A 22,625-nucleotide genomic window follows, 5' to 3' on the forward strand; every position below is an offset into this window, starting at 1 on the left:
GCGGAACGCTCATGGCACATGAATTTCCCACCCAGGCTCGAATTGTCATTGTCGGCGGCGGCATTATCGGCTGCTCTGTCGCCTATCACCTGACCAAGCTCGGCTGGACCGATGTCGTGCTGCTCGAGCAAGGCCAGCTCAGTGGCGGCACCACCTGGCACGCCGCCGGCCTTGTCGGGCAGTTGCGCAGCCATTCCAACATGACAAGCCTGATCCGATATTCAACGCAGCTCTACAGCGAGCTGGAGGCCGAGACGGGGCTTGCCACCGGCTGGAAGAATTGCGGCTCGCTGTCCGTGGCGCGAACGGCCGATCGAATGACCGTGCTGAAGCGCACGGCCGCCTCGGCGCGCGCACAGGGCGTGGAGATCGACGTCATCTCGCCCAGGGAGGCCGCTGATCTCTGGCCCGTGATGGCGACCGACGATCTGGTTGGTGCCGTCTGGCTGCCAGGCGACGGCAAAGCCAACCCGACGGACCTCACGCAATCCCTGGCCAAGGGCGCGCGCAACCGCGGCGCCAAAATCTTCGAGCGGGTAAAGGTCACCGGCATCAGTGTCAGGAATGGTGTCGCCTGCGGCGTCGAGACCGATCGCGGCAACGTCGCTTCGGAAATCGTCGTCAACTGCGCCGGCCAGTGGGCGCGCAAGGTCGGGCTGATGTGCGGCGTCTCGGTGCCGCTGCACTCGGCCGAACACATGTACATCGTCACCGGCCGGATCGAGGGTGTGCATCCGGACTTGCCGGTCATGCGCGACCCCGACGGCTTCATCTACTTCAAGGAAGAGGTCGGCGGCCTGGTGATGGGCGGCTTCGAGCCGCATGCCAAGCCGTGGGGCATGAACGGCATTCCCGAAAATTTCGAGTTCGCGTTACTGCCGGACGACTGGGACCAGTTCGAGATCCTGATGGAAAACGCGCTGGTCCGTGTGCCCCAGCTGGCGCAGGCCGCGGTCAAGAAATTCTACAACGGCCCCGAAAGCTTTACGCCCGACAACAATTTCATCCTCGGCGAAGCGCCGGAACTGAAGAATTTCTATGTCGGCGCCGGCTTCAACTCGATGGGCATAGCCAGCGCCGGCGGTGCGGGCAGGGCGCTGGCCGAATGGATCGTCAACGGCGCGCCGACCATGGATCTGTGGCCGGTCGACATCAGGCGCTTCGCCGCCTTCAACAACAATCCGCGCTGGCTGCATGACCGGGTCAAGGAGACGCTCGGCCTGCATTACGCCATGCCTTGGCCGAACCGCGAGCTGGATACCGCACGGCCGTTTCGCCGCTCGCCGCTCTATGATCGGCTGGCCGCCAAGGGCGCCTGCTTCGGTTCAAAAATGGGCTGGGAGCGCGCCAACTGGTTTGCCGCTCCAGGCGAGAAGGCGGAGAACAACTACGCCTTCGGCCGCCAGAACTGGCACGAGGCGGTACGGCGCGAAATGAGGGCAACGCGCGAAGCCGTCGCCATCTTCGACCAGACCTCCTTCGCCAAGCTCCTCGTCCAGGGCCACGACGCCTGCGCCATGCTCAACCGGATCTGCGCCGGCAACATCGATGTGCCGGTCGGCACGTCGGTCTATACAGGCGTGCTCAATGTGCGCGGCGGTTACGAAAGCGATCTCACGGTGATGCGGCTTGCCGCAGAAAAATTTCTCATCGTCACCGGCTCCGCGCAGGCGGTCCACGACGCAGACTGGATCGTCAAGAACATCCCGTCCGACGCCCATGCGATCCTGACCGACGTCACTTCGTCCTATGCTGTATTGGCTGTGATGGGGCCGCGCTCGCGCGATCTCCTTGGCAAATTGTCGTCGGCGGATCTTTCCAATACGGGCTTTCCCTTCGCGACTATGCGCGAGATCGATATCGGCTACGCCACCGCCTATGCCAACCGCATGACCTATGTCGGCGAACTGGGCTGGGAACTGATCGTGCCGACTGAATTCGCCGTCGGCGTCTACGAGGCGCTGCATGAGGCGGGCCGTGAGTTCGGGCTGGTTGACGCCGGCTACTATGCGCTCGATGCCTTGCGCATCGAAAAGGGTTTTCGCGCCTGGGGCAGGGAATTGACGCCTGACATCAACCCCTGGCAGGCCGGGCTTGGCTTCGCCGTCGCCATGGACAAGCCAGGCGGTTTCATCGGCCGCGATGCGCTGGTAGAGGCAAAGTCGTCGTCGACTCCGGCAAAGCGGATCGTGCTGTTCACGCTCGACGATGCCGAACCGATGCTGTGGGGCGGCGAACTGATCCTGGGTGACGGCAAGCCGGTGGGCGAGGTTCGTTCGGCCGCCTATGGCCACACGCTCGGCCGCTCGGTGGCGCTCGGGCTGATCGAGAATGAAGCCGGTGTCGACGCCGTGTTCCTCGCCGGCGGCCGTTTCGAGATCGACCTTGCGGGTGTGCGGCATGCCGCGACAGCGCACCTGCGCAGCCCCTACGATCCGAAGTCGGAGCGGGTGAAGGCGGATGTCGTGGAGATCAGGGCGGCCGCTTAGTCCGCCGACATCGACCTTGCCATGTCGAGGAAGGCGCGCACCAGTTTGCCGCCGCTACGTTCGCGCAGGCAGATCAGCGCTTCGTCCATCAAGGTCTCGGGGGCGTCGATGGCGATCGGCACCAGTCGCGAATCCTGGCCGAACTCGGCCGCCGAGACGAAGCCGATGCCGGCACCCGAGGCGACGATCTCGCGGACGGCCTCGCGGCCTTCGGCCTCGATCACCGGCCTCAATTCAACCTTCGATGCCGCGGCGAGGTCTTCGAGTTTCTGACGCGTCTTCGAGCCCCGCTCGCGCATGACCAGCGATTCCTGCGCGAGTTGCTTGAGGGTCAGCGATTTCTTGCCCGCCAGCGGATGATCGACGGAGGCGAAGGCGATGATCGGCGTCGAATTGAGTTTCAACACCTCGAAGTCGCGCCCCGTCGGCACCTCGCCCAAGACACCAATGTCGGCGTCGTAACTGTAGAGGCTGCTGATCACCGTCTCGGTGTTCCCCGCCCGTACCGAAACCTGCACGCCGGGATAGCGGGCCCGGAAACTGCCGAGAATATGCAGCAGATGGTGCGCGGCGTCCGCAACGATGCGCAGCGTGCCCGAGCGCAGAGCGCGCGACTCCGTCAGCAGTTCGAGTGCCTGCTGTTCGGTATCGAACATACGGTGGGTTATTTCGAGCAGCTTCTGGCCCGAATGGGTCAACGTGACCTGCTTCTTGTTCCGGTTGAACAGCAGGACATCATACTCTTCCTCTAGCTTGCGTACCTGGTCGGATATGGCCGGTTGGGTCAGGAACAGCGCTTCGGCAGCCCGTGAAAAACCGCCGGAGATGGCCACCTGATGAAAGGCTCGCAGCTGAACGTAGCGCATTCGTCTTCACCTTCGACACATCGGAATCGTGAGTCAGCCTATCATAAGGCCAGATTTCCTGAAGGCCGAAACGAACGATTTAGCTTATGCTAAAAAGCGAACTTATCCGGCTTCACAACCGTGTCATGACCGGGATGCAATTTGCACTGGGTGGTTCACTCGACCATCGTGAAAATCGATACTTCGATACAAAATAACGATTTTACAAATATGTCGTTTCGGCCAAGAATAAGGCCGCATCAAAAAGCAGCGATCTGTCGGAGGACACCATGCGCGCCGAGACGAAATTTGCCGCGGAGCCGCTGGCCAGTCCGGCGCTGGGCGAGCCCTATCTGCTGACCCCGGGTCCGCTCACCACCGCCTATTCGGTCAAGCAGGCGATGCTGCGCGACTGGGGATCGTGGGACGGCGATTTTCGCGGCATGACCGCCGAGATGCGCCACCGCCTTTTGGCGCTGACGGGCGACACGAAAGACGAATTCGACTGCGTGCCGATGCAAGGCAGCGGCTCCTTCTGTGTCGAGGCGATGCTGGGTTCGTTCGTACCCAGGGAGGGCAAGGTGCTGGTGCTGGCCAATGGCGCTTACGGCCTGCGCGCCGCGCAGACCATGCAATATCTCGGCCGCGCCTATACGCTGATCGACAAGGGCGACTACCTGCCGCCACGCGGCGACGAGGTGGCGGCCGCGCTTGAGGCCGACCCCGCGATCACCCATGTCATTGCCATCCATTGCGAGACCAGCTCCGGCATTTTGAACCCCGTCGCCGAGATTGCCGAAGCCGTCCATGCCAAGGGCCGCAAACTGCTGGTCGACTCCATGAGCGCCTTCGGCGCCGTCGCGCTCGACGTCAACGAGATCCGCTACGAGGCGATGGTCTCCTCCGCCAACAAATGCATCGAGGGTGTGCCGGGTTTCGGCTTCATCATTGCCCGCAAGAGCGAGCTGGAAGCCGCCAAGGGCCGCAGCCATTCGCTGTCGCTCGACGTCCATGCACAGTGGGCGCACATGAACAAGACCGGCCAGTGGCGCTACACGCCGCCGACCCATGTCGTCGCCGCCTTCCTGGAAGCGCTGCGCCAGCACGAGGCCGAAGGCGGCGTCGCCGGCCGTGGCGCCCGCTATGTCAGGAACCGCGACGTCATGGTGGCCGGCATGCGCGAACTCGGCTTCGAGACCTTGCTCAAGGATCGCTGGCTCTCGCCGATCATCGTCACCTTCTTCAATCCGGCCCACGCCAATTTCGCCTTCGACCGCTTCTACGAGCTGATGAAGGACAAGGGCTTCATCATCTATCCGGGCAAACTGACGGTGGTGGATTCCTTCCGCGTCGGCTGCATCGGCCAGATGGACGAACATGTCATGCGCCGCGTCGTCGAGGCGGCAGCTTTCTCGCTTCATGAAATGGGCGTCGACACCGCTGCTCCACCCGCCGCGGCAATCGCCGAACGCGCCAAACTCGCCGCCTGAAGCGGCACTATTTCGAAGGAATTCCGATGAACCAGATGTCTCCCATCAACGTCGCCGTCAACGGCCGCACCTACGCCTGGCCGCGCGTGCCGGCCATCGCCATCTGTCTCGACGGTTGCGAGCCGGCCTATCTCGACGAAGCGATCAAAGCCGGGCTGATGCCGGCTTTGGCCAGGATCAAGGAGAAGGGCACGGTGCGTTTTGCCCACTCGGTCATTCCGAGCTTCACCAACCCCAACAATCTGTCGATCGCTACCGGCCGTCCGCCGTCCGTGCACGGCATTTGCGGCAACTACCTCTACGAGCGTGAGACCGGCAAGGAAGTGATGATGAACGACCCGCGCTTCTTGCGCGCGCTGACCATCTTCCAGGCCTTCTACGATGCCGGCGCCAAGGTTGCCGTGGTCACCGCCAAGGATAAATTGCGCGCGCTGCTTGGCAAGGGTCTGGGTTTCGACGAGGGCCGCGCTCTGTGCTTCTCGGCGGAAAAGTCGGACACCACGACTGTCGCAGAACACGGCATCGACAATGCCTCCAAGCATTTCGGCCTGCCGGTGCCGGAGGTCTATTCGGCCGAGCTTTCGGAATTCGTCTTTGCCGCCGGCGTCCAACTGCTCAGGGAGTTCCGCCCCGACATCATGTACCTGACGACGACAGACTATGTGCAGCACAAATACGCGCCCGGCGTACCCCAGGCCAACGCCTTCTACGAAATGTTCGACAAATACCTGACCGAACTCGATGCGCTGGGCGCGGCCATCGTCGTCACCGCCGACCATGGCATGAAACCCAAGCACAAGGCTGATGGTTCGCCCGACGTCGTCTATGTCCAGGACCTGCTCGACGAATGGCTGGGCAAGGACGCGGCCCGGGTCATCCTGCCGATCACCGATCCCTATGTCGTGCATCACGGCGCGCTTGGTTCCTTTGCCACCGCCTATCTTCCGGCCGGCGCGGATCAGGCTGCTATCATGACGCGGCTGGCCAAGATCGACGGCATCATGCTTGTCGTCGACAGCCCGACCGCATGCGAGCGCTTCGAACTGCCGGCCGACCGCATCGGCGACATCGTGCTGATCTCGACCGAGAACAAGACCATTGGTACCAGCGAACATCGCCACGATCTGGCGGCCCTCAACGAACCGCTGCGCTCGCATGGCGGCCTGACCGAGCAGGAAGTGCCGTTCATCGTCAACCGCGTGCTGCCGGAGCTACCGAATGAGCCGACGCTGCGCAATTTCGACGCCTTCTACTACGCGACGATGGCGGCGGCACTGGCTTGATGCCGAGCGTGATTGTCGACCCCCACTCCGCCGAGCTTCGCTCGGCACCTCTCCCCGATCGACGGGGGAGAGGAAAGGCGCCAGAGCTAGCTGCAGCTTGGCCTGGAACCGTTGGGGCGCTGACCTCGCCTGATTTCCTCTCCCCCGTCGATCGGGGGAGAGGTGGCCCGAAGGGCCGGAGTGGGGGTCGATCCTCCGCCGCGACGTACCCAAAAATCTGCTGGAGCAGAGCCCATGACCAAGCTTGACCCTGCCATCAAAGTTCGCCACGAGCCGATGCGTATTGCCGGCAGGAAGGTCGATGCCGACGGCGTCGTCGAGGTGCGATACCCCTGGAACGACACCGTGATCGGCACCGTGCCGGCCGGCCGCGCCGAGCATGCGCGACAAGCCTTCGAAATCGCCGCCGGTTACAGATCGAAGCTGACGCGCTACGAGCGCCAGCAGATCCTGTTTCGCACGGCGGAGGCATTGGCCTCGCGCCGCGAAGAAATCTCCGATCTCATCACGCTGGAACTCGGCATCTCCAAGACCGACTCGCTCTATGAGGTCGGCCGCGCCTATGACGTGTTCACGCTGTCGGCGCAGATGTGCATCCAGGACGACGGCCAGATATTCTCTTGCGATCTCACCCCCGCACGGCAAGGCGCGCAAGATCTTCACCACGCGCGAGCCGCTGAAGGCGATCTCGGCGATCACCCCGTTCAACCATCCGCTCAACATGGTCTCGCACAAGGTGGCGCCGGCGATTGCCACCAACAATTGCGTGGTGGTCAAGCCGACCGAATTGACGCCGATGACGGCGCTGCTTCTGGCCGATATTCTCTACGAAGCCGGCCTGCCGCCGGAAATGCTGTCGGTGGTGACCGGCTGGCCGGCCGAGATCGGCAACGAGATGATCACCAACGAGAACATCGATCTGATCACCTTCACCGGCGGCGTGCCGGTCGGCAAGATGATCGCCCGCACCGCCGGCTACAAGCGCCAGGTGCTTGAACTCGGCGGCAACGATCCGCTGATCATCCTCAACGATTTGTCGGACGAGGATCTGGCAAAGGCGGCGGACCTGGCAGTGGCCGGAGCGACGAAGAACTCCGGCCAACGCTGCACCGCGGTCAAGCGCATCCTCGTCCAGGAAAGCGTCGCCGACCGCTTCGTGCCGCTGGTGCTGGAACGGGCGAAAAGGATCCGCTTCGGCGATCCGATGGACCGCTCGACCGATCTCGGCACCGTCGTGCACGAGAAGGCGGCGACACTGTTCGAGGCCCGTGTCCACATGGCCGCCGAACAGGGCGCCGACATCCTCTACAATCCCGGCCGCCAGGGCGCGCTGCTGCCGCCGATCGTCGTCGATCGCGTCCTGCACACATCCGAATTGGTGATGGAAGAGACGTTCGGGCCGATCATCCCAATCGTGCGCGCTCCGGACGATGACGAGGCGCTGATCGCGCTGTCGAATTCGACGGCCTTCGGCCTGTCGTCGGGCGTCTGCACCAACTCCTTTCCGCGCATGCAAAAATACATTGCCGGCCTGCAGGTCGGCACCGTCAACATCTGGGAAGTGCCGGGCTACCGGATCGAGATGTCGCCTTTCGGCGGCATCAAGGACAGCGGCAATGGCTACAAGGAAGGCGTCATCGAGGCGATGAAGAGCTACACCAATGTGAAGACATTTTCACTGCCTTGGTCGTGACCGGGCCATAGCAACTGGCAGACCAACCGAGGGGGCGGCCGACGCTCCCTCATTCGCGTTTCGGAGACGGTGATGGCCGCGATCAAAGAACTTGTGCATACCGAGGGCGATTCCAACACGACGGCCGCGCGCGGCGGCTGGGATGCCGGCCAGGACGATCCCCGCATCCGCGGCCTGCTTGACCGCGATGCCGCCGCCTTCATGCACCAGAGCCTGTCCAGCCCGTGCCTGTCGACGATCGCCAAGGCGGAAGGCATCTGGATCGAGGACACCGTTGGCCGCCGCTTCATGGACTTCCACGGCAACAGCGTGCATCACCTCGGCTACGGTCATCCCAAATTGGTGGCGGCGATCAAGAAGCAGCTTGATGACCTCTGCTTCGCGCCGCGCCGCTTCACCTGCGAACCCGCGGTCGAGTTGGCCGAGAAACTGGCGGCACTTGCTCCGGGCGATCTCGGCAAGGTGCTGTTCACCACCGGCGGCTCGGATGCCATCGAGGTGGCGCTGAAGATCGCGCGCGCCGCGACCGGTCGCTTCAAGACGGTGTCGTTCTGGGATGCGTTTCATGGCGCTGGGTTTGGTGCTGCCAGCGTCGGCGGCGAAGCCACCTTCCGCTCGCACATATCAGGCCCGATGATGACCGGCACCGAGCATGTCGCGCCCTGGGACGGCTATCGCTGCCCATACGGCCACGATTCCCTCGAAGCATCGGGTCTCGCCTGCGCCAACATGATTGCCTACGTGCTCGGCCGCGAGCAGGACGTGGCGGCGGTCGTCGCCGAGCCGATGCGGGCGACGCCCAATCCACCGCCGTCCGGCTTCTGGAAACGGGTGCGCGAGGCCTGCGACCGGCATGGCACGCTGCTGATCTTCGACGAGATCCCCACCGGCCTCGGCAAAACAGGAAAATTCTTCGCCCATGAGCATGATGGCGTGACACCCGACATCGTCGTTCTCGGCAAGTCGCTTGGCGGCGGCATCCTGCCGATCGCCGCCGTCATCGCGCGTCGCGAGCTCGATGTCACCGGGGGCTTCGCTATCGGTCACTACACCCACGAAAAGAACCCAGTGACGACGCGCGCCGCCCTGACCACCATCGACATCATCCTGGAGGAAGGGCTGGTCGAACGGTCGGCCGAACTCGGCCAACATATGCTGGGACGCATGCAGGATCTGATGGCGCGCTCGCCTCATGTCGGCGACGTCAGGGGTAGGGGGCTCATGGTCGGCGTCGAACTGGTCGAGGATCGCGCCACGCGGCAGCCGGCGCGCGAGCTTGCTGAGCGGGTTTTCTATGCCTGCCTGGAGCAGGGCCTAAGCTTCAAGGTCAGCCATGGCAATGTGCTGACGCTGTCGCCGCCGCTGGTTATCTCGAAAGCCGATCTCGACCGCGCCCTCGACATTGTCGAGCGCGCCGTGCTGGCGGCCTGACCATGAAGGCCGTGCGCACCGACCAGGAGCTCGAATGCCCCGGCATCGACGCCGGTCTGCGGGCGAGGGGCGTTGAGTTGGTGACGCTGCCGGACGGCATTTTCGAAGCCGATCTCATAGAGGCCATTGCCGACGCCGATCTTCTCCTGATGTGCTACACACCGATCACGGCGCGGGTGATCGATGCAGCGCCGAAATTGAAGGGCATCGTTAAATACGGCGTCGGCATCGACGCCATCGACATTCCTACCGCCATGCGGCGCGGCATCCCTGTCGCCAACGTGCCGGAATACGCCGAGGAAACCGTCGCTGAGGGCGCCTTCGCCCTGATGATCGCGCTGGCCAAGCGGCTGCCGGCGATCACGGCGGCGGTGTCGCGCGATGGCTGGGTCTGGCCCGCGCAGTGCTGGCTCGGGCGCGACATTTCCGGCACCACGCTCGGGCTAGTCGGCTGCGGCAAGATCGGCCGCAGCATGGCACGCATGGCAGGCCAAGGGTTTCATGCCCGGGTTCTCGGCTTCGATCCCGGTGTCGATGCCGCAACCATGCACGCCGCCGGCATCGAGAAGGTCGACGACCTGCAAGCCATGCTGCGCGTCTGCGATTTTGTCTCGATCCATTGTGTGTTGAACGACAAGACGCGCGGCCTGATCGGCAAGACGGAACTCGCCTGCCTGAAGCCTTCCGCCATCATCGTCAACGTCTCGCGCGGTGCCCTCATCGATGAGACGGCGCTTGTCGAGGCTGTTGTCGCCGGCCGTATCGGCGGCGCCGGGCTCGACGTCTATTCGGTCGAGCCGCTGGCCAGGTCAGGTCATCCGATGAGCGCGCTTTTCGATCGCGACAATGTGATCCTGTTTCCGCATCTCACCTTCTTCACGCATGAGGCGATGCGCCGGCTCGAAGACGACACGCTCGCGCGCTGCTTCGAGATCCTTGACGGTCGCCCGGTGACCATCCGCTCGCATGATCCGCGTTTGCGGGCGCAGACATCGGGCGTTTCATTCAGCTGATATCCCTGATTTTTCAAACTGATAGACGCCTTCCGCGTAGCCAAAATCGCGCCCGCGACATCTGTGCGACAGTTCCATGACAAACATCAGAAGAAGTTTGCCTGTCATAAAATAAATAGATTTTACTTATCGATCATCAGTCCCCAGAGTTGGCGCAACAACGACATCCAGTCGGCTCAACGTCCGCCAGAGACCCGAAGCCGGTCGGTCCTAGTGCATCGCAGAATGTGCCAACAATCACAGGGGAACTGATCCATGAAATCGCGCAATGCAACCATCGCTATGGCCTTCGCCGCGTCGCTGCTGGCGTCGTCGGCTCTCACCGGACCGGCTTTCGCCGACGGTGTCGTCACCATCTATTCCGCCGACGGCCTGCATGACGGCAATGGCAGCTGGTACGAGACCGAATTCGCCGCCTTCACCAAGGCCACCGGCATCACCGTGCAGTATATCGAGGCAGGCTCCGGCGGGGTCGTCGAGCGCGTCGCCAAGGAAAAGTCGAACCCGCAGGCCGACGTGCTGGTGACCTTGCCGCCCTTCGTCCAGCGCGCCGCCGCCGACGGTCTGCTGCAGGACTACAAGCCGGCAGGCGCCGACCAGATCGACGGCGGCACTGACAAGTACCGGCCGCTGGTCAACAACTACATGAACTTCATCTACAACAGCGCCGTGCTGTCGGAAGCGCCGAAGAGCTACAACGACCTGCTCGATCCCAAATTCAAGGGCAAGATCCAGTATTCGACCCCCGGCCAGGCCGGTGACGGCACCGCCGTCATGCTGCAGGTCATCCATGCTTTCGGCGGCGAGGATGCGGGCTTCGAATTCATGAAGAAGCTGCAGGACAACAATGTCGGTCCCTCAGCCTCGACCGGCAAGCTGACCGCACTGGTCAACAAGGGCGAACTGCACGTCGCCAATGGCGATCTGCAGATGAACATGTCGCAGATGGCCGATAACCCGAACATCAAGGTGTTCTGGCCGGCGGGACCTGACGGCGTGCGTTCCACCTTCGCGCTGCCCTATGAAATCGGCCTGGTCACCGGCGCGCCCAATGGCGACAACGGCAAGAAGCTGATCGACTTCCTGCTCGCCAAGGAAGCCCAGTCGACGGTCAGCTCGATTGCCATCGGCGTGCCCGCCCGCAAGGACGTGACGCCGTCCGACGCCAACTTCGCCAAGCTGCAGGAGGCGATGAAGGGCCTGACCATCTGGTCGCCGAACTGGGACGAGGCGCTGAGCAAGCTGCCCGACTACGTCAAGAAGTGGAACGAAGCGACCGGAAGCTGACCTCCAAAGGAAACCATCCGGAGAGCCCCGCCATGTCGGCCGTCGCCTTCACTGGTACCAGTGTCATGGACATCGACGCCGCGAAAATTCGCGGCGCCGGTTCCAATGTCCACTTCGACAAGGTCAGCGTCGCCTATGGCGCGCATGTCGTGCTGCACCCGCTGACCCTGGATATCGCGCCCGGCGAAATCCTGGCGATGATCGGCCCGTCGGGTTCCGGCAAGACCACCGCCTTGCGCGCCGTCGCCGGCTTCGTGCGGCCGGCCAGCGGCCGCATCCGCATCGGCGCCACAGACGTCACCGACCTGCCGCCGTACGAACGCGGCCTCGGCATGGTGGTGCAGAACTACGCGCTGTTTCCGCATATGCGGGTCGAAGACAACGTCGCCTTCGGCCTGCGGGCACAAGGCGCCGACAAGGCGTTGATCGGCGAACGGGTCAAGGATGCGCTCGCCACGGTCGGCATGGCGACTTTTTCCCGGCGTTATCCCCGCGAGCTTTCGGGCGGCCAGCAGCAGCGTGTCGCGATTGCCCGCGCTCTTGCCGTGCGGCCGCGCGTGCTCCTGCTTGACGAGCCGCTGTCGGCGCTCGACGCGCAGATACGCCGCAACATGGTCGAGGAGATCGCTCGCCTGCACCGCAGCCTGCCGGGCCTGACCATCCTCTACGTCACCCACGACCAGACCGAGGCGCTGACGCTTGCCGACAAGATCGCCATCATGCGCGACGGCAGGGTCTGTTCGCATGGACCGACGACGGAACTCTACCGCCGCCCGCCGAACCGCTTCACCGCCGAGTTCCTCGGCCGCGCCAACCTCCTGCCGGTGACAATTGCCGAGCCTGTTGGCTCGAAGGGCCTTGCCACGGCAAGGCATGGCGACGCGGTGCTCACCGGCGCCGGCCGTGACGAGAAGGAAGGCGACAAGAGCCTGCTCTGCATCAGGCCGCAGCATCTCAGCCTGACGGCCGATGCAGAGCACACTAACCGCATCGTCGGCACGTTGCGGGAAGTGCACTGGCAGGGTGAACTCACCCATCTGGTGCTCGATGTCGACGGCACGCCGGTGCGTGTCTCGGCAACCAAACTGCCGATCGCGCTGCCCGAACCCGGCGCCAAGGTGCCGCTGTTCTTCGCGCCCGCCGACACCTCGCTGCTTCCGGAAGACGCCGGTGTCTGAGGCTGTCGCTCTTCGCGCGCCGGCGATCCGGAGGGAGCCCGGCAAGTTCTGGATCGTGCCGCCGGTGGCCCTGCTGGCGCTGCTGTTCTTCTACCCCCTGGCGCTGATTACCCGGCAGGCCTTCCTCGACGACAGTGGTGTCGCCAATGCCGCCGAGATTTTTCGCGTGCTGCATTCGCGCTTCTTCCTCAACGCGCTGATCAACACGGTGACGATCTCGGTCACGGCGACGGCCGGATGCCTGATCGTCGGCCTCGTGCTGGCGCTGATCCTCGCCTTCGTGCCTTTCCCCGGCAGCGGCTTCATCGCCCGGCTGATCGACACCTTCATCGCGCTGCCGACCTTCCTGGTGACGCTCGCTTTCACCTTCCTCTACGGCTCCGCCGGCATGCTCAACGCCGGGCTCATGGAGACCTTCTCGCTGCCGCTGCCGCCCGTCGATTTCCTCTATTCGACCTGGGGCGTCGTGCTGGCCGAAGTCACCGTCTACACGCCCTTCATCCTGCGGCCGCTGCTTGCCGCCTTCTCGCTGGTCGATCGCGGCCAGATCGAAGCGGCGAGCCTGCTTGGCGCACGGCCGTTCCGTATCGTGCGTCAGGTCATCCTCCCGGCCGCAATTCCCGCGCTCATCGCCGGCGGCAGCCTCTGCCTGCTGTTGACCGTCAACGAATTCGGCATCGTGCTGTTCATCGGCGCCAAGGGCGTCATCACGCTGCCGTTGCTGATCTACGGCAAGGCGATCCAGGAATCGGCCTACCAGGTCGCCTGCATCATCGCCGTGGTCAACATCGCGCTGTCGCTCGGTCTGTTCGGCCTCTACCGTTTCGCCGCCGGCCGGTTGGGGGTGTAGCCATGCTGGTCTGGTCGCGCCCGAGTCGCATCGTGCTGTGGGTGCTTTTCGCGCTGATCTTCGGCGTGCTGTTCCTGGCGCCGCTAGCGGTCATTCTCCTGTCCAGCCTCGCCGACCAGTGGAACGGTGTGCTGCCCAATGGCCTGACGACGGAGCACTACACCGATGTCGTCCGCGGCGCGGCCTGGAATTCGGTGAAGGCGAGCCTGATCACCGGCTTCCTGGCCAGCGCGCTGGCGCTGGTCAGCGGCACCTGGGCAGCCCTTTCGCTTCGCCTTCAGGGGCCAGCCCTAAAGCGCCTGCTGGGCCTGCTCTTTTTCATCCCAAGCGCGGTGCCTTCCGTGTCCGTCGGCCTTGGCCTGCTGGTGGCGTTCAGCCATCCGCCGCTGCTGCTCAACGGCACGATCGCGATCGTCATGATCGCGCATTTCGTGCTGATCTCGGCCTTCACCTTCGGCAATGTCTCGGCCGGCTTGGCGCGGCTGTCGCCCGACTTTGAACAGGTCGCATCAAGCCTCGGCGCGCGGCCCGCCTATCGGCTCTGGCATGTCACGCTGCCGCTGCTCGCGCCCTATCTGGTCGCCGCTTTCGGCCTGAGCTTCGCGCTGTCGATGGGGAACTCGGCGCCACCGTCATGGTCTATCCGCCGGGCTGGGTGACGCTGCCGGTGTCGATCTTCAGCCTCACCGATCGTGGCGACATCTTTGCCGGAGCAGCGCTCACCATGATCCTGGTGGCGGCGACGCTAGTCCTGCTGCTCGGCTTGGAGCGCATTACGAAGCGCGCCACCGGCGCATAGCGCGGACTTCGTTAGGCCGGCTTGCGTTCGACGATGTAGATGTGGTCGGCCGCCAGCACGACCTCGCCGCGCTGGTTGATCACTTTGCAGCGTTCGATCACCCGCCCGGAAGCCGGCCGTTTTGGATCGTCTTCCTTGGCCGTGATCGTGGTGCGCGTGCGGATCGTGTCGCCGATGAACACCGGCTTGATGAAGCGCAGCCGGTCATAGCCATAGGAAAAGGCGACCGGGTTGACGATGCTTGCCGTCAGCCCGATGCCGACGGAAAACACCAGCGTGCCATGCGCGATGCGCTGGCCGAACGGCGTCGTCTTCATGTACTCGGCGTCCATATGATGCGGGAAGAAGTCGCCGGTGTGGCCGGCATGGACGATGAAGTCGGTCTCGGTGATGGTGCGGCCGCTGGTCAGCCGCGAAGAGCCGATCTCGTAGTCCTCGAAATAAGTGATCTGTTCCATCAGGGTCTTTCTGCGATAGGCGTCGCCGGCGCCGCGCTCGATTTATAGGCGGCTTCCACCAGCGCCATCGTGTTCCAGGCGTCCTCGACCGAGCTGACCAGTTCGTCGTCTTCGCCCGCGGCGAACCGCTGCACATTGGCCATGCGCCCTACGAAGGCGTCGGGGAACCATTCGCCGGCGAGCGGCACACTGACCCAGTCCGCCCCGCCCTTCGGATAGATCTCCAGTATGTCCGGTTCGCCCCGGGGATAGTCGAGGTTGAGGCCGAGCTTGAGATAGGCCGCACCCTCTGTGCCGGAAATACGGAACTCGCAGGCCTGGTGCCGGCGGCCGAATTTGTGGTCGTGGTTGATCGACAGCGCGCAGCGCACCGTGTCGCCATAATCGAGAATGGCGCTGGTGCGCGTCTGCGCCACCTTGTGGTTGGGATGGCCGAGCGTCTTGGCGTGCAAGCCCTTGGGGTCGCCGAGCAATTGCCTGATGAGGTCGAGATAGTGGATCGAATGCATGGCGATCTCGACGCGCGGCGCCTTGAGCAGGAACTCCCACAATTCCCACGGCGTCGCCAGCGCCAGCCAGGCGTCGAAGTCGACGACCTCGCCGAGCCAGCCCTTGGCGATGGCATCCTTGAGCGCCAGCATCATCGGTGCGAAGCGCAGCTGGAAGTTCACGGCCGCCTTAAGCTTCTTGGTGCGGCATATTTCGAGGATTTCGGTTGCTTCGCCGAGATAGTTGCCCATCGGCTTCTGGATCAATACGACCGCACCGTCCGGCAGAGCTTTCAGGATCTTGGCGTGCCGTCCCGGTGGCGTCGCCAGATCGAAGATCGCGTCCTTGGTGGCTGCGGCTTCGTCGACCGAACGGAACGCCGTCACGCCCCATTTTGCGGCCAGGGTGTTCGCCTTGGTCTGGTCCGGATCGTAGAGGCCGGCAATCGGAAAGCCCGCTTTGCGATAGGCCGGAAAATGCGCGTCGCCGACAATCGATCCGGCGCCGAAAGTCACGATAGGGCGAGGCGTCGAGGGTTTGGGCCAGGACTGGACGAGCGAGGCAGAGTCGAAGCCGCCTTCAGTCATGGTGGAAGACCTCGTCCATGCTCGCCCACCATTCGCCCTCCTTGCGGGTCGCCAGCGGCTCCTGGCACGGCATGCAGACGGCCCACCATTCCTGCGTCCTCGGGTCGGCCGCCATCTTGGCCATGTCGGCGGCGTAGTCGGTGCCGTGATATTCGAAAGTGGAAAACAGCAGGTTCTCCGGCCGCTTCAGATAGATCGAATAATTCTTGATGTTGCAGGTCGAGATCATGGTCAGCACGTCGGGCCAGACAGCGGCGTGGAGGCGGACATACTCCTCGACCTTTTCCGGCTTCAGCCCCAGCACCATTCCCATCCGCTGCATATCAATTCCCCTGGTTCGTGATCGCCGTGGTGAATTCGGCGATGCTCATGGCCTTGACCGCATCCCAGTCCCAGTCGATGCCGATGCCGGGCTCGTCGGGGGGCCAGTGCGTGGCCATCCTCGATGCGCATATGCTTGCCGGTCAACGCATCGAGTTGCGGAATGTACTCGACATAGCGGCCGTTCTGAACAGCGCAGGTCAGGCTGACATGCAGCTCCATCAGGAAATGCGGGCAGACCGGAATGTCGAAGGCTTCCGCCGCATGCGCGATCTTGAGCCACGGCGTGATGCCGCCGATGCGGCCGACATCGACCTGGACGATCGAACAGGCGCCTTTCTGCATGTATTCGCGGAAATGGCGGATGGAATAGAGCGACTCGCCGATGGCGATCGGCGTTGGCGTCGAATTCGACAGCCTGATATGGCCGTCGATATCGTCCGCCGGCAGCGGCTCCTCGATCCAGGCGAGATCAAGTTCGCGCAATCTCGCCGCGCGCCGGATCGCCTCGTCGACGGAAAAACCCTGATTGGCGTCGGTCATGATCTCATAGCCGTCGCCGACCGCCTTGCGCACCGCCGCCAGGCGCGCCAGATCCTCCGACCCGTGCGGCTTGCCGATCTTCACCTTCGAGCCGCGAAAGCCCTTGGCCTTGGCGGCCAGCGCATCATCGACCAGCGCTGCCGTCTCGATGTGCAGCCAACCGCCCTCGGTGGTGTAGAGCGGGCAGCGGTCCTTGGCCCCGCCGGCCAGTTTCCACAGCGGCAGCTTCTGTTTCCTTGCCCTCAGATCCCAAAGTGCCGTGTCTATCGCCGCGATGGCAATGGCGGTGATGGCGCCGATCGTGGTGGCGTGCGTTGCGAATTCGAGATCGTGCCAGATCGCCTCGATCATGTCAGGGTCGCGGCCGATCAGGCGCGGCACCAGGTGGTCGGACAAGAGCCGCATCACCGATGAGCCGCCAGTGCCGATCGTGTAGCTGTAGCCGGTGCCGACCGCGCCGTCGGAATCGGTGATGGTGACGATCGGTGTTTCCTGGCTGACGAAACTCTGAATGGCGTCGGTGCGCTTGACCTTGGGCACAAGGTCCACCATCCGCAGTTCGATTTTCTCGATTCTAGCCATCGGTCAGCTCCGCAATGTCTTTCCGGTCTCGGTGGCAAACAGATGCGCCTGCGACAGGTCGAGGCTCATCGTCACCCGCTCGCCGGACTTGAGCGGCCTCGGATTCAGCATGCGCGACACCCAGTCCGTGCCGTTGAACTCGACGAACACCAGCGTCTCGTTGCCGAGCGGCTCGGTGACCGTGATCGGTAGCTCGATCTGGTGGACGTCGGCAGCACCGCCGGAGCTGATGCCATGCCCGGTCGGATAGATGTCGTCAGGCCGCAGCCCGAACACCACTCTGTCGCCGGTCGCGACATTGGCCTTGAACTGGGCGGGCAGGGGCAGTTTCTCGCCGCTGGCAAAAACAAGCTGGCCGTCATCGACCGTCGCCTCGTGCAAATTCATCGGCGGCGAGCCGATGAAGCCGGCGACGAAGCGTGTCGCCGGCCGGCGGAACACCTCGTCGGGCGTGCCGACCTGTTCGATATGGCCGTCGCGCATGATGACGATGCGGTCGGCCAGCGTCATCGCCTCGACCTGGTCATGGGTGACATAGATCACCGTCGACTGCACCTTGGCATGTAGCTTCTTGATCTCGGTGCGCATTTGAGTCCTGAGCTTGGCATCGAGATTGGAAAGCGGCTCATCGAACAGGAACACGTCGGGGTCACGAACGATGGCGCGGCCCATGGCGACGCGCTGACGCTGGCCGCCGGAGAGTTGCGACGGGCGCCGGTCGAGCAGCGCGTCGAGGCCGAGGATGGCCGAGGCTTCGGCAACGCGGCGGTCCATATCTTCCTTGGCGGCGCCGGCGATCTTCAAGGAGAAGCCGAGATTTTCGCGCACCGTCATATGTGGATAGAGTGCGTAGGACTGGAACACCATCGAGATGTTGCGCGAGCGCGGCGGCAGATCGTTGACGACACGTCCGCCGATCTCGATCGAGCCGGCGCTGATTTCCTCCAGCCCGGCGATCATGCGCAAGGTCGTCGATTTGCCGCAACCGGAGGGGCCGACCAGCGCGATGAATTCGCGATCGGTGATATCGAGATCGATGCCGTGCACGATCCCGATATTGCCGTAGCGCTTGGTCAGCTTTTTGAGGGAAACCGTTGCCATGGGGTCAGCCTTTCACCGCGCCGGAGGTCAGGCCGCCGACAAGGTGTTTCTGGACGATGTAGGTGAGGGTGAGCGCCGGAATGATCATCACCACGGCAAGCGCGCACATGCCGCGCCAGTCGATGGTGAATTCGGCCGTATAGTCGAGCAGGCCGACCGGCAGCGTCTTGGCGCTCACCGAACGGGTCAGTTGCGAAGCCAGCGCGAACTCGTTCCAGCAGGTCAGGAAGGCAAAGATGGCGGCCGACGCGATGCCCGGCCCGGCGAGCGGGAACTCGACCTGCCAGAAAGCTTGCCAGCGCGTGCAGCCGTCGATCTGGGCGGCCTCCGCGAGGTCTTTCGGCACCTGGCGGAAGAAGCCGTCGATCAGCCAGATGGTGAACGGCACGTTGAGCGCGACATAGGCGAGAATCAGCCCGAAATGCGTGTCGATGATGCCGAGCCGCACATAGAGGAAGAACAGCGGCAGCGACAGCGCGATGCCCGGCACCGTGCGCGTCAGCATCAGGCCGAGGAAGACGCTGGACTTGCCGCGGAAACGATAGCGCGCGAAGGCGTAGCCGCCGGCCATGCCGATGGCGACTGCAATGATCGTCGATGTCACCGAGATGATCAGCGAGTTGCGGAAATATTCGATGACCGGGATGCCGCCTTTGCCGATGCCGCTGAACATCGAAACATAGGCGTCGAACGAAATCTCTTGCGGGATCCACACTGGTGGCTTGGCCATGATCTCGACGGTCGGCCGCAGCGACGAGATGACGATCCAGAGGCCCGGCAGGCAGATGGTCAGCATCGCCAGGAACAGGCCGATGCGGTAGACGATGCCAAGCAGCCGGCGCTTCAGGCGGGCGGAAGAATTCTCGTCCATCACCACTCCGCACCGATCTGCGTGCGCGCCGCGGCGAGCTTGTTGAAGAAATAGACGGTGAAGGCGATCGACAGCAGGATCGAGAAATAGGCCATGGCGTTGGCCATGCCCATGCGGCCGTCGCTATAGGCGGTGCGTGCCACCAGCGTCCACAACAGTTCGGTGCGGCCCGCCGGTCCGCCATCGGTCATGATCTTGACGATGTCATAGGCGCGCGCGACGTCGAGCGAACGGATGGTCATGGCGATGTAGGCGAAGGGCATGACGAAGGGCCACGTCACATAGCGGAACGTCTGCCACGGCGTGCAGCCGTCGACCCGCGCCGCCTCGATCGGCTCCTTGGGCATGGCGAGCAGGCCGGCGAGGATCAGGATGGCGAAGATCGCCGTCGACGACCAGATCTCTGCGATCGAAATGGCGATGAAGGCGAGATGGCCCTCGATCAGCCACGGAATAGCGTCCTGCGTGATGCCGAGCGACTGCAGGGCATTGTTCACCAGGCCGATATTGTCGTTGAACATGAACTTGAACTGGAAGCCGACGAGGATCGGCGAGAACATCATCGGAAACATCATCAGCGTGCGCAGGATGCGCTGACCACGCGTCGCCTTCTCCACCAGCATGGCAAGGCCGAGACCCAGCAGCATTTCGAGATTGAGCGCGATGGTCAGCAGCAGCACCGTGCGGCCGAAAGCCCACCAGAAATCGGCGTTGGCCAGGATCGAAAGATAGTTCCGGAAGCCGACGAAGACGAAGAAGGTTTCGGGCTTGGTCAGGCGGAAGGGTGTGAAGCTGGAATAGAGCGACAAAAGCAGCGGCACGACGACGACCGCCGCCAGCACGATGATGGCTGGAAGCAGCAGCAGGAATGGCGCGGATGGCTTGAAGCCCTTCATCAGAATTCCTGAAATGTTGCATTGGACTGGCGGCGAGGCGGACGCGACGAAAGGGCCATGTATCGCCGAGCCTCCGGCAAGACGCGATCGCCTCCCCCATTCCTGATGGGGGAGGCAGCCTTGGGAGACGGTTCTAGAGCTTGCCGGCGTCCTGCAGGATCTGCGTCGCCTTGGCGGCTGCTTCATCCAGTGCCTGCTTGGAGGTCTTGTCGCCAAGGATCGCCGCCTGCAGTTCGGGATAGACGGCGTTCGAGATCTCGATCCATTCAGGCGTCTGCGGCACGGCGAAGGCGTGCTTGGCTTCTTCCTGGAAGGCGGACAGAACCTCCTTCTTGTAAGGATCGTTCTCGGCCTGCTTCAGGTCCCAATCCCAGACAGCGGTGCGGGTCGGCAACGGGCCTGCTGCCGCCTCGAGCTTCTGGCTGTCCTCGTTGGTCAACCACCACACCAGCGAAGCCGCGGCCTCCTTGTGTGGGCAGTTTTCCGTGACCGAGAAGCCGTGGAAACCGGACCAGCCGGTGCGCTTGCCGGAAGAGCCCTTCGGCGCGACTTTCACGCCGACATTGCCGGCGACCTTCGACGACTTCGGATCGTTGAAGAACCCGGCCCAGCCCGGCCAGTCGAGGTTGATGGCGACGGTGCCCGAGGCAAAGCCCTGGCCGAGATCGTCCCAGAGATAGTTGGTGGTTCCGGCCGGCACGGCCTTGGCCTTGTAGAGATGGACGAACCAGTCGAGCGCGCGGATGCCGGCCTCGGAGTTGAAGACCGGCTTGCCGTCCTTGTCGAGATATTCGCCGCCTTCGGCGACCACCATCTCGTAGAAGCGGCCGTTGATCGCCTCTTCCTTGCCGGCAAATTGCGTGCCGTAGAAATTGGGTGGGTTGGCGAAGAACTCGGCCTGGTCGGTGACTTCCTTCCAGCTGTCCGGCGGCACCAGGTCATAGCCGTATTTGGCCTTGAACTTGGTCTTGTTGTCGGCGTTCTCGTAGAGGCTCTTCTGGTAGTAGAGCGCCGAGACGTCGAACTGCGCGCGCGGCAGCATCTCCAGCTTGCCGTCGATGGTTGCCGCGTTGATCGTCGACGGCACGAAGGCGTCGATCTCTTCCTTGGGCAGCAATTTGCTGAGGTCGGTGTAGAGGCCGGTATATTGCGGCGCGAAGGACGAGTGGTTCCAGCCGACGCACCAATTGGTGCTGCCCGAGGCGATGTCGGACTTCAACTCCTTGTCGATGTCGAAGCCGTTCTTCTTGGTCAGGATGTTGACCTTGGCGCCGGTCGCCTTCTCCCATTCGGGGATGCGCTCGTAGAGCTTTTCATATTGCTGGCCGCCGATCAGTTTCACGTCGACGGTCACGCCTTCGAACTTGCCGGGCAGGTCGCCGGCAAGGGCCGTGCCTGCACCAAATGCAAGCATCAATGCACCGGCGGACACGCCGGAAAGCAGTCTGTTCATTGGTATCCTCCCTTGGTGCGCCTTGGCAGGCGACCGCAACTCGTCTGATGACAAGAAGTGCTACATTCATATACAAACAAAACATTCATGGATACGTCAAGGCGAAATTTGTTTCCGCCGGCTCCATTTATGCGTATATGAAGAATCGATTTCACTGGAGAAGTGCCCCATGGACGACAGCGAAGACGAGCGCTATCGCGCGCCGGCGCTCGACAAGGGACTCGACATCCTGGAATTGCTCGCCGGTGTCGATGGCGGCCTGACGCAGGCGGAAATCGCCAAGAAACTCCACCGCAGCCCCAATGAGTTCTACCGCATGCTCGACCGGCTGGTGAGGCGCGGCTATGTCACAAGGCTGGATGGCGACCGCTATTCGCTGACGCTGAAACTGTTCGGCCTGGCGCAACTGCACGCGCCGGTGCGGCGGCTGGTTTCCTACGCCACGCCGCTGATGCGCGAGCTGGCCGAGACCTCGCAGCAGGCCAATCAACTCGTTGTTTTTGATCGCGGTTCCGCCGTCGTCATCGCCCAGCAGGAGGCGCCGAATTACTGGGGCATCTCGATCCGCGTCGGCTCCCACATCAGCCTGTTCGACACCGGTTCGGGCCATGTGCTGCTCGCCTTCCGCTCACAGGAAGAGCGGCAGATGATGATTTCCGAGCACGTCCGCAGCACCGACAAGACGGCGCAATCGGCCGAGTTCTTCACCCGGCTCGACCAGATCCGCGACCGCGGCTACGAGATGATGGCCTCGATGCAGACCGCCGGCGTCTTCAATCTTTCGGCACCGGTGCGCAGTTCTGATGGCAGGGCCATCGCAGCGCTGTCGATCCCCTACATCACAGTCATCAACACGCCTTCAGCGCCTGACATCACCAGGACGATCGAGCTGTTGCTGGCAACCTGCGAAAAGCTATCGCATCTGGCTGGGTCGGCTGTGGGCTCGGCAGCATAAATTCTTATTTG

Annotated in this window: 19 protein-coding genes and 2 pseudogenes; 12 read left to right on the plus strand and 9 right to left on the minus strand. The window is 63.3% G+C overall.

What is annotated here, in order from left to right; genetic code table 11:
• Window positions 1–11 precede the first annotated feature (11 nt).
• Window positions 12–2,489 carry a GcvT family protein gene (locus HB778_RS22085; RefSeq protein WP_183456942.1) on the plus strand — a complete coding sequence of 826 codons (2,478 nt, stop codon included), beginning with the start codon at window positions 12–14 and terminating at the stop codon, window positions 2,487–2,489.
• On the opposite strand, the gene HB778_RS22090 is transcribed toward HB778_RS22085, so the two are convergent.
• A complete protein-coding gene (locus tag HB778_RS22090) occupies window positions 2,486–3,355 on the minus strand; it encodes a LysR substrate-binding domain-containing protein (protein ID WP_183456944.1) in 870 nt (289 codons plus the stop codon). The genes HB778_RS22085 and HB778_RS22090 overlap by 4 nt on opposite strands.
• Window positions 3,356–3,624: 269 nt before the next feature.
• Between HB778_RS22090 and HB778_RS22095 the strand changes: the two genes are divergently transcribed.
• From HB778_RS22095 to HB778_RS41570, 10 genes and pseudogenes are all read left to right on the plus strand, one after another.
• Window positions 3,625–4,824 carry a 2-aminoethylphosphonate--pyruvate transaminase gene (locus HB778_RS22095; RefSeq protein WP_183456946.1) on the plus strand — a complete coding sequence of 400 codons (1,200 nt, stop codon included), beginning with the start codon at window positions 3,625–3,627 and terminating at the stop codon, window positions 4,822–4,824.
• 26 nt (window positions 4,825–4,850) lie between these two features.
• Complete coding sequence (phnA, locus tag HB778_RS22100; RefSeq protein WP_183456948.1) at window positions 4,851–6,107, plus strand: phosphonoacetate hydrolase; 1,257 nt, start codon at window positions 4,851–4,853, stop codon at window positions 6,105–6,107.
• A gap of 234 nt (window positions 6,108–6,341) precedes the next feature.
• Window positions 6,342–7,800, plus strand: a pseudogene (gene phnY, locus HB778_RS22105) (phosphonoacetaldehyde dehydrogenase).
• 72 nt (window positions 7,801–7,872) lie between these two features.
• On the plus strand, window positions 7,873–9,231 hold the full coding sequence (gene pbfA / locus HB778_RS22110; protein WP_183456950.1) for a (R)-1-hydroxy-2-aminoethylphosphonate ammonia-lyase: 1,359 nt from the start codon (window positions 7,873–7,875) through the stop codon (window positions 9,229–9,231).
• Between the two features lie 2 nt (window positions 9,232–9,233).
• On the plus strand, window positions 9,234–10,244 hold the full coding sequence (locus HB778_RS22115; protein ID WP_183456952.1) for a 2-hydroxyacid dehydrogenase: 1,011 nt from the start codon (window positions 9,234–9,236) through the stop codon (window positions 10,242–10,244).
• A gap of 255 nt (window positions 10,245–10,499) precedes the next feature.
• The gene (locus tag HB778_RS22120) at window positions 10,500–11,531 is read left to right on the plus strand and encodes a 2-aminoethylphosphonate ABC transporter substrate-binding protein (protein WP_183456954.1); all 1,032 of its coding nucleotides are present in this window, start codon (window positions 10,500–10,502) and stop codon (window positions 11,529–11,531) included.
• A 32-nt stretch (window positions 11,532–11,563) separates the two neighbouring features.
• Window positions 11,564–12,709, plus strand: coding sequence for an ABC transporter ATP-binding protein (locus tag HB778_RS22125; protein WP_183456957.1), 1,146 nt, complete (start codon window positions 11,564–11,566; stop codon window positions 12,707–12,709).
• Window positions 12,702–13,559, plus strand: a complete 858-nt coding sequence (locus HB778_RS22130; RefSeq protein WP_183456959.1) for a 2-aminoethylphosphonate ABC transporter permease subunit — start codon at window positions 12,702–12,704, stop codon at window positions 13,557–13,559. Before HB778_RS22125 ends, HB778_RS22130 begins: the two co-directional genes overlap by 8 nt.
• Before the next feature lie 2 nt (window positions 13,560–13,561).
• Window positions 13,562–14,218: an ABC transporter permease gene (locus HB778_RS22135; RefSeq protein WP_244661565.1), complete on the plus strand. Its 657-nt coding sequence runs from the start codon at window positions 13,562–13,564 to the stop codon at window positions 14,216–14,218.
• Window positions 14,194–14,358, plus strand: a complete 165-nt coding sequence (locus HB778_RS41570; RefSeq protein WP_244661566.1) for a hypothetical protein — start codon at window positions 14,194–14,196, stop codon at window positions 14,356–14,358. The genes HB778_RS22135 and HB778_RS41570 overlap by 25 nt, the downstream gene beginning before the upstream one ends.
• Before the next feature lie 11 nt (window positions 14,359–14,369).
• Here HB778_RS41570 and HB778_RS22140 read toward each other — a convergent pair whose 3' ends face one another.
• From HB778_RS22140 to HB778_RS22175, 8 genes and pseudogenes are all read right to left on the minus strand, one after another.
• A complete protein-coding gene (locus tag HB778_RS22140; protein WP_183465185.1) occupies window positions 14,370–14,819 on the minus strand; it encodes a MaoC/PaaZ C-terminal domain-containing protein in 450 nt (149 codons plus the stop codon).
• Window positions 14,816–15,892, minus strand: coding sequence for a Gfo/Idh/MocA family protein (locus tag HB778_RS22145; RefSeq protein ID WP_183456960.1), 1,077 nt, complete (start codon window positions 15,890–15,892; stop codon window positions 14,816–14,818). Before HB778_RS22145 ends, HB778_RS22140 begins: the two co-directional genes overlap by 4 nt.
• Window positions 15,885–16,214, minus strand: coding sequence for an L-rhamnose mutarotase (locus tag HB778_RS22150; RefSeq protein WP_183456961.1), 330 nt, complete (start codon window positions 16,212–16,214; stop codon window positions 15,885–15,887). The genes HB778_RS22145 and HB778_RS22150 overlap by 8 nt, the downstream gene beginning before the upstream one ends.
• Window position 16,215: 1 nt before the next feature.
• Window positions 16,216–17,338: pseudogene (locus tag HB778_RS22155) on the minus strand (mandelate racemase/muconate lactonizing enzyme family protein).
• Between the two features lie 3 nt (window positions 17,339–17,341).
• Window positions 17,342–18,439 carry an ABC transporter ATP-binding protein gene (locus tag HB778_RS22160; RefSeq protein ID WP_095198948.1) on the minus strand — a complete coding sequence of 366 codons (1,098 nt, stop codon included), beginning with the start codon at window positions 18,437–18,439 and terminating at the stop codon, window positions 17,342–17,344.
• A gap of 4 nt (window positions 18,440–18,443) precedes the next feature.
• Window positions 18,444–19,310 carry a carbohydrate ABC transporter permease gene (locus HB778_RS22165; protein WP_183456962.1) on the minus strand — a complete coding sequence of 289 codons (867 nt, stop codon included), beginning with the start codon at window positions 19,308–19,310 and terminating at the stop codon, window positions 18,444–18,446.
• Window positions 19,310–20,206: a carbohydrate ABC transporter permease gene (locus tag HB778_RS22170; protein WP_183456963.1), complete on the minus strand. Its 897-nt coding sequence runs from the start codon at window positions 20,204–20,206 to the stop codon at window positions 19,310–19,312. Before HB778_RS22170 ends, HB778_RS22165 begins: the two co-directional genes overlap by 1 nt.
• A gap of 133 nt (window positions 20,207–20,339) precedes the next feature.
• Window positions 20,340–21,659 (minus strand): ABC transporter substrate-binding protein, encoded by a 1,320-nt coding sequence (locus tag HB778_RS22175; RefSeq protein WP_183456964.1) that lies wholly within the window; start codon window positions 21,657–21,659, stop codon window positions 20,340–20,342.
• 169 nt (window positions 21,660–21,828) lie between these two features.
• Between HB778_RS22175 and HB778_RS22180 the strand changes: the two genes are divergently transcribed.
• The gene (locus tag HB778_RS22180; RefSeq protein ID WP_183456965.1) at window positions 21,829–22,614 is read left to right on the plus strand and encodes an IclR family transcriptional regulator; all 786 of its coding nucleotides are present in this window, start codon (window positions 21,829–21,831) and stop codon (window positions 22,612–22,614) included.
• The last annotated feature ends 11 nt before the right edge of the window (window positions 22,615–22,625 follow it).

This window comes from Mesorhizobium huakuii, assembly GCF_014189455.1.
GTDB classification, from domain to species: Bacteria; Pseudomonadota; Alphaproteobacteria; order Rhizobiales; family Rhizobiaceae; genus Mesorhizobium; species Mesorhizobium huakuii_A.

Bases quoted from the DNA above. Each gene is read 5' to 3' on its own strand.
- HB778_RS22085 (WP_183456942.1), top strand. From the start codon at position 12: ATGGCACATGAATTTCCCACCCAGGCTCGAATTGTCATTGTCGGCGGC.
- HB778_RS22090 (WP_183456944.1), bottom strand. From the start codon at position 3,355: ATGCGCTACGTTCAGCTGCGAGCCTTTCATCAGGTGGCCATCTCCGGC.
- HB778_RS22095 (WP_183456946.1), top strand. From the start codon at position 3,625: ATGCGCGCCGAGACGAAATTTGCCGCGGAGCCGCTGGCCAGTCCGGCG.
- phnA (WP_183456948.1), top strand. From the start codon at position 4,851: ATGAACCAGATGTCTCCCATCAACGTCGCCGTCAACGGCCGCACCTAC.
- pbfA (WP_183456950.1), top strand. From the start codon at position 7,873: ATGGCCGCGATCAAAGAACTTGTGCATACCGAGGGCGATTCCAACACG.
- HB778_RS22115 (WP_183456952.1), top strand. From the start codon at position 9,234: ATGAAGGCCGTGCGCACCGACCAGGAGCTCGAATGCCCCGGCATCGAC.
- HB778_RS22120 (WP_183456954.1), top strand. From the start codon at position 10,500: ATGAAATCGCGCAATGCAACCATCGCTATGGCCTTCGCCGCGTCGCTG.
- HB778_RS22125 (WP_183456957.1), top strand. From the start codon at position 11,564: ATGTCGGCCGTCGCCTTCACTGGTACCAGTGTCATGGACATCGACGCC.
- HB778_RS22135 (WP_244661565.1), top strand. From the start codon at position 13,562: ATGCTGGTCTGGTCGCGCCCGAGTCGCATCGTGCTGTGGGTGCTTTTC.
- HB778_RS41570 (WP_244661566.1), top strand. From the start codon at position 14,194: ATGGTCTATCCGCCGGGCTGGGTGACGCTGCCGGTGTCGATCTTCAGC.
- HB778_RS22145 (WP_183456960.1), bottom strand. From the start codon at position 15,892: ATGACTGAAGGCGGCTTCGACTCTGCCTCGCTCGTCCAGTCCTGGCCC.
- HB778_RS22150 (WP_183456961.1), bottom strand. From the start codon at position 16,214: ATGCAGCGGATGGGAATGGTGCTGGGGCTGAAGCCGGAAAAGGTCGAG.
- HB778_RS22160 (WP_095198948.1), bottom strand. From the start codon at position 18,439: ATGGCAACGGTTTCCCTCAAAAAGCTGACCAAGCGCTACGGCAATATC.
- HB778_RS22165 (WP_183456962.1), bottom strand. From the start codon at position 19,310: ATGGACGAGAATTCTTCCGCCCGCCTGAAGCGCCGGCTGCTTGGCATC.
- HB778_RS22170 (WP_183456963.1), bottom strand. From the start codon at position 20,206: ATGAAGGGCTTCAAGCCATCCGCGCCATTCCTGCTGCTGCTTCCAGCC.
- HB778_RS22175 (WP_183456964.1), bottom strand. From the start codon at position 21,659: ATGAACAGACTGCTTTCCGGCGTGTCCGCCGGTGCATTGATGCTTGCA.
- HB778_RS22180 (WP_183456965.1), top strand. From the start codon at position 21,829: ATGGACGACAGCGAAGACGAGCGCTATCGCGCGCCGGCGCTCGACAAG.